Source organism: Glutamicibacter sp. AGC84, from assembly GCF_053543575.1.
Map to the genome: position 1 here is coordinate 137,679 of NZ_JBLVOC010000020.1, position 5,926 is coordinate 143,604.

6 protein-coding genes are annotated in these 5,926 nt (G+C 59.2%); 4 read left to right on the plus strand and 2 right to left on the minus strand.

What is annotated here, in order from left to right; translation table 11 throughout:
• Positions 1-23: 23 nt before the first annotated feature.
• Positions 24-1,772 (minus strand): VanW family protein, encoded by a 1,749-nt coding sequence (locus tag ACNPN0_RS12975; RefSeq protein WP_448938616.1) that lies wholly within the window; start codon positions 1,770-1,772, stop codon positions 24-26.
• A 161-nt stretch (positions 1,773-1,933) separates the two neighbouring features.
• Positions 1,934-2,854: a phosphoserine phosphatase SerB gene (gene serB / locus ACNPN0_RS12980; RefSeq protein WP_448938617.1), complete on the minus strand. Its 921-nt coding sequence runs from the start codon at positions 2,852-2,854 to the stop codon at positions 1,934-1,936.
• A gap of 187 nt (positions 2,855-3,041) precedes the next feature.
• On the opposite strand from serB, the gene ACNPN0_RS12985 reads away from it, so the two are divergent.
• From ACNPN0_RS12985 to ACNPN0_RS13000, 4 genes are all read left to right on the plus strand, one after another.
• Complete coding sequence (locus tag ACNPN0_RS12985; protein WP_105657799.1) at positions 3,042-3,827, plus strand: ABC transporter ATP-binding protein; 786 nt, start codon at positions 3,042-3,044, stop codon at positions 3,825-3,827.
• Between the two features lie 28 nt (positions 3,828-3,855).
• The gene (locus ACNPN0_RS12990) at positions 3,856-4,653 is read left to right on the plus strand and encodes a TSUP family transporter (RefSeq protein ID WP_434690377.1); all 798 of its coding nucleotides are present in this window, start codon (positions 3,856-3,858) and stop codon (positions 4,651-4,653) included.
• 4 nt (positions 4,654-4,657) lie between these two features.
• Positions 4,658-5,491: a TrmH family RNA methyltransferase gene (locus ACNPN0_RS12995; RefSeq protein ID WP_448938618.1), complete on the plus strand. Its 834-nt coding sequence runs from the start codon at positions 4,658-4,660 to the stop codon at positions 5,489-5,491.
• Between the two features lie 145 nt (positions 5,492-5,636).
• Positions 5,637-5,894: a type B 50S ribosomal protein L31 gene (locus ACNPN0_RS13000; RefSeq protein WP_013348950.1), complete on the plus strand. Its 258-nt coding sequence runs from the start codon at positions 5,637-5,639 to the stop codon at positions 5,892-5,894.
• The last annotated feature ends 32 nt before the right edge of the window (positions 5,895-5,926 follow it).

Sequence of the window (5,926 nt, forward strand, 5' to 3'; positions counted from 1 at the left end):
GGCGCCCGGCGATTTCGCTTGGATCAGTCCTTGGGCTTGTCGCCGCAGACGATCTTGTGCCATGGGCTGTAGGTCCAGCTCTTGGTTTCAGCTGGCAGCTTCTTGGATCCATCGAAGGCTTCCCGGTAGCGGGTGATATCGATGCTGAAGCCCTTCTTGCCACCAGATTCCGAGACGCACTTTTCGGCCGGGTTGTACTTGGTTTCGGGGTTGGTCTGGTTGTACTTGCCCGAGCTCTTCTGCGAGACGTCCCAGTACTTGGTGGACCACAGGCGGGTATTGACCTTGTCGCCCGAAACCCAGGCCTGGATCATCACGCCGTAGGGGGTGTTGTTCTCCCAGATCATGTCGATCTGGCCTTCCCACAAGGTGGCTTCGCGTCCTGCCGGGTAGCGCTCGAACCAGCGTGAATGCGGCTTGTGGGTGATGTCGTCGTATCCGGCCAGGAAGCCGACGTTGTACATCTGGGTGGAGATCTGCGAGAGTCCGCCGCCTACGGCTTCGGTGCTGAAGCCGCTTTCCACGACCCCGGAGCTGTAGTAGCCGTTGGCCACGGTGATCGGGCCCAAGGCCTGCAGCAGCGAGAAGCGTTCGCCGGGCTTGATGATATCGCCATTCACGCGCGCCGAACCGGCATGCAAGTTCTTGGTGCGCACGGTATCGGAAGCCGGGTAGGGAGTGGAGAAGGTGACGATCGGTTCCTTGATACCGAGCTTCTTCGCATCTGCGGTGGTGAAGTCGGCTTCCTTCTCGGTCATCTCAACTTCGGCAGTGCGGTTCTTGGCAGCGGTGGCGGCCAGAACCTTGGCGCCCAGGCCCTTGGTCTCCAGCGAGATGCCCTTGGAGGACTTGATGATGGACGGCTTGCCGTCCTTCAAGACGATCTGCGCATCCTTGGCAGTGCTGGAAAGGTCGGAATTCTTCGTCGCAGCCTTGTAGAGCTTCTCGTCATCCAATGCGATCGCTGGGGCGCCATCCTTGGGTGCGTACTTTGCCGCCGAGGCAATCGACGCGGCCGAGATAGACGCCTTCTTGTCATCCGATGCCAGGATGACCTCGTCCTTCAGCAGCGACTTGACGTCCTTGTCGTAGAACGCCTGCAGGGCGTCGGCAGAGATCGCCGGCTTGCTGACCTCGGCAGGAAGGTCGATCGCCGCGCCGGCAATTTCCCATTCCTCGCTGATCAATGTGGCGGCTTCTTCGGTCTTCAGCGCTACGCCGTCAACGGGCTTGGTCAGCTTCGAGGTGCCATCCTTGAAATCGATGGTTCCTTCGGCGACCTCGGCATTGGCCTTCTTGGCCAGCGCTTCAAGCTGCGCGCCCAGTTTTTCCTGATCCACGTCGACCGCTGGGGTGACGTGGAATTCGCCGGTGAGCCGCTCGTAGAGCTTGACCGGGTTGATTTCGTAGGAAGTCAGTTCGTTGATGGTTTCATCAACGTTCAGTTCTAGGCCGGCCTTGGCCGGATCCAGGGTGTACTTTTCACCGTTGACGGTGACATCCATTGGCTTTTCAGCCAGGGGGAGTACCTCGCGTTCCAATTCGGCGCGAGCCTGGTCCTTGTTCATGGATCCGATGTTCACGCCCGCAATTGACGCGTTGGCTGGAACCTGGGAACTGACATAGGCGGCTCCGCCGAAATATGCTGCGGCTACGGCTGCAACACAAGAACCGGTAATGATCCAAGGCTTGGCCTTGCTCTTCGGCTTCTTCTTGTCTTGCGCGGAGTGCGTAGGCGTAGTTGAGGAACTGTCCGGGGAGGGGGTCTGCACTGGTCTGGTAGCTCTTTCGAAAGCGATAGGGGCTACGCGCGCGGCTAGGACTCATGCCGCCAGCCGTTAAACGCGTCAATAGAAATACTAACCGCTGGAACAACCGATCAAGTTACCGAAAGCCGCTATCGGCAGAATTGTTATGCAGTTGTTGGATTCCGCTAAGCCAAATCATTGAGTACTAGGTCGGCGATGACGTCCAGGCGCGAGAAGTCCAGGCGCACGTCCGCCTCATCGCGCAGGGCAGGCTTCGCATTGAAAGCGACGCCCAAACCCGCGGCAGCAACCATGGCCAGGTCATTGGCGCCATCACCGGCGGCGACGGTTGCCGTCATCGGGATCTGATGTTCCTCGGCCCAGGCGCGCAGCTTCGTTTCCTTCATGCCGCGATCGACGATCTGTCCGTGAACGGTTCCGTCAAGAATTCCCTCGGAAATGCCCAAGGTGTTAGCCAGCGCATGGTCCAGGCCCAGATGGGCAGCCAGCGGATCCAGGATCTGCTGGAACCCGCCGGAAACTACGCCGACCTTGTGCCCAGCCGCGTGGAACCGCTTGACCAGGGCTTCGGCGCCGTCCGAGAGGACAATGCGCTGGCCTACCTCAGCAAGGACGGTATCTGGCAGATCCTTCAAGGTAGCTACGCGCTGGATCAAGGACTGGGCGAAATCCAGTTCACCGCGCATCGCGGCTTCGGTCACCGCAGCCACTTCTTCTTCCCGTCCAGCGTGAGCGGCGAGCAGTTCGATGACTTCCTGCTTGATCAAGGTGGAATCGACATCCATCAGCAAGAGCAGCTGCGGAGCATCGACGAGTTCGGCCGGTACCACCGCTACGCACATGTCCGCGTATTCCAGTGCGCCGTTGGCGACCTGCGCATCGACGAATGCCGCAGCGGCCTGCTGCAGCTTGGCCTGATCGGCCTGTGCAAGGCGGAACTTGGCGACCAGCCGCTCTTCGCTGGCTTTGATCTGGCTTTCGTCCGCGGCGGGAATGAGCCCGGCGGCGGCCGCTTGCTGCAATACAGCGTTGAAGTCGGTGCGGGAGAAAGCGGGGCGGGATGCGAAAACCAATGATGAAGCCATGCAACCATTTTTCATTGCTTCGGTGTTTACGACCAAACATGACGTGTTGGCGCAAAGTTGCTGACCAGGCCTGGGGGAGCGAACTAGTATTGCCGTTGGACGCAATACAGGTCAATCCGGCGATCTCAGGCCCCGTTTGGCATTTCCAATTAGTGAAACAGGGGCGAAAAGTCTAATCTTGAATACCATGAGCGAAGTGCTAACTTTCAAAGATGTCAGCGTTGTACGCGGGCGAAAAGACCTGCTCAAGGACGTGTCCTGGGAAGTCAAAGAAGGACAGCGGTGGATTGTGATCGGCCCCAATGGCGCCGGCAAGTCGACCTTGATGAACATTGCGGCCACCCGGCTGCACCCAACCCGCGGTACCGCGGATATCCTTGGCGAACGCTTGGGCAAGGTGTCGGTCTTCGATCTGCGTCCGTTGATCGGCCTGAGCTCAGCCCTGGTGGCCAACTCCATTCCAGCCAACGAAACCGCGCTGAACGTAGTACTCACCGCGGCTTACGGCATGACCGGTCGCTGGCGCGAGAAGTACGAGAAGCTCGATGAGCGCCGTGCTTTCCATCTGCTGCACAACTGGGGCATGTCCACCTTCATGAACCAGCCTTTCGGCAAGCTTTCCGAAGGCGAGCGCAAGCGCGTGCTGATCGCCCGTGCCTTGATGACCGATCCCGAACTGCTGATCCTCGATGAGCCTGCAGCAGGCTTGGACCTTGCCGGACGCGAAGACCTGGTTGGCAAGCTGGCGGAACTGGCAGCCGACGAGGATGCCCCGGCGCTGGTTCTGGTAACCCACCACCTTGAAGAGGTGCCAGCGGGATTCACCCACATCCTGATGATGCGCGACGGCGAAGTTGTCGCTGCGGGCGAGATCGAATCCACGCTGAACGAAGCGAACCTGGAAGCAACCTACGGCATGCCGCTGAGCCTGCGCCGTGAAGGTGGACGCTACTCTGCTTTCGCACGCAGCTAACGGCAATAACTAAAGGGGAAAATTCCACGTGATCGAATTTTGGCGCGAAGCCCTGGTCTTCATTGGCGGACTGTGGGCCGGAACTATCAACACCGTCGTCGGTTCGGGCACATTGGTCACTTTCCCCATTCTCGTGGCGTTGGGCATGGCTCCGGTGAATGCCGTCGTCTCCAACGCCATGGGTCTGGTTGCTGGTGGCTTCTCCGGTGCTTGGGGGTACCGTCGAGAAGCTGCCAGCGTCAAGAAGACGCTGCTCAAACTCGTGCCGGTTTCACTGGTCGGCGGGTTGATCGGTTCCTTGCTCCTCCTGAACCTGCCGGAGTCCGTCTTCGGCATCGTTGCGCCGGTGCTGCTGGTTTGCGCGCTGGTGCTGGTGATCTTCCAGCCCCGTCTTGCCAAGTGGGCGAAGACCCGGCAGGCCGCTTCCGGCGGCACCGACCCCGATGATGCTGATCGCGCCCAGATTCCAATGGTCCTCTACATCCTGGTGTTCATCATCGGTGTCTACGGCGGCTACTTCACCGCCGCGCAGGGAGTCCTGCTGATGGCGGTATTCGGTGTGTTCTTGCAAGCATCCCTGCAGCAGTCCAATGCAATCAAGGTCATCCTCTCCTTGATCGTGAATCTCGTGGCGGCCGCGATGTACCTGATCATTGCGCCGGAACGCATCAATTGGCTCATCGTTCTGCTTATCGCTGTCGGCTCGCTGATCGGCGGATTTGCCGGCGCCAAGATTGGCCGCAAGCTCTCACCTGGGCTGCTGCGCCTGGTCATCGTCATCCTGGGCCTGGTCGCCCTGGGCAACATGCTCTACAAGTTGGTGTAGCTTCGTGGCTGAAATTCTCAACCCTGAACGGATCCTGCCGGTAGCGGATCTGGCTGATTCCCGCCTCGACGAGTACCTCCGGCTCTCCGAAGCGAACCTGCGTATGCGCAGCGACGTGGAAAACGGCCTTTACATTGCCGAGAGCACCAAAGTGGTTCAGCGTGCGATCAACGCGGGACACGTGCCGCGCAGCTTCTTGCTCGCCGAAAAGCATCTGGACCAGCTAACCGAGGAGTTCAACCGTTTCCCGGACGCACCGATTTTCATTGGAGATGATCGGCAGCTGCAGGATCTGGTCGGCTTCCACTTGCACCGCGGCGCCATGGCAGCGATGAATCGTCCCGAACCGCTGGATCTGGACGAGGTGCTTGAAGCCAGTTCGCGCGTTGCCATCTTGGAAGACATCGCCGACCATACGAACCTCGGCGCAATTATTCGTTCGGCTTCAGGGCTCGGCGTTGACGCTGTGCTGCTCACTCCCAAATGCGTGGACCCCTGGTACCGTCGCAGCGCCCGCGTCTCAATGGGGACGGTCTTCGACCTTCCTTGGGTACGCATGCTGTCGTGGCCAGAGGACATCCAGACCTTGAAGAAGCATGGCTACGAGATGCTCGCCATGGAACTGACCGATGACGCGATCCCGCTAAACGAAGTAGAGATCAAAGCTGGACAGAAGGTCGCCATGATCTTGGGCAACGAAGGCAGGGGAGTTACCGATGAAGCTCTGGCCGCCGTTGACCGGACCGTGATCATCCCTATGTACCGCGAAGTGGATTCCCTGAATGTTGGTGCCGCTAGCGCAATTGCATTCTGGCATTTGTGCTCCGCGCCACGCTAAGAAGGTTTCAGCCGCCGCCGCTTTTGCGATAGGATGGACTGTCTGTGCATTGAGGTCTCTTCATGGAGCCCTGAATGCGGGACACAATTTCCGAGTAAGTAGCTACTGGCAAAATCCAGTGGCCATAAACAAAAGGTGTATAGCTATGAAGGCTGATATCCATCCACAGTACGGCCCAGTTGTCTTCAACGACCTGGCATCCGGCGAGAAGATCCTGACCCGTTCGACCGCTAAGTCGGACAAGACCATCGAATGGGAAGATGGCAACACCTACCCAGTAATCGACGTCGAAATCTCGGCAGCTTCGCACCCGTTCTACACCGGCAAGCAGCGCATCATGGACACCGCTGGTCGTGTCGAGCGCTTCAACGCCCGCTTCAAGGGCTTCGGCGGCAAGAAGTAATACTTCGCCCCTAGCAAGCTTTCGCGGGGGGG

What these genes read in the sequence shown, in the direction of transcription:
- ACNPN0_RS13000 (WP_013348950.1), top strand. Translation starts at nt 5,637, where the DNA reads ATGAAGGCTGATATCCATCCACAGTACGGCCCAGTTGTCTTCAACGAC.
- serB (WP_448938617.1), bottom strand. Translation starts at nt 2,854, where the DNA reads ATGGCTTCATCATTGGTTTTCGCATCCCGCCCCGCTTTCTCCCGCACC.
- ACNPN0_RS12985 (WP_105657799.1), top strand. Translation starts at nt 3,042, where the DNA reads ATGAGCGAAGTGCTAACTTTCAAAGATGTCAGCGTTGTACGCGGGCGA.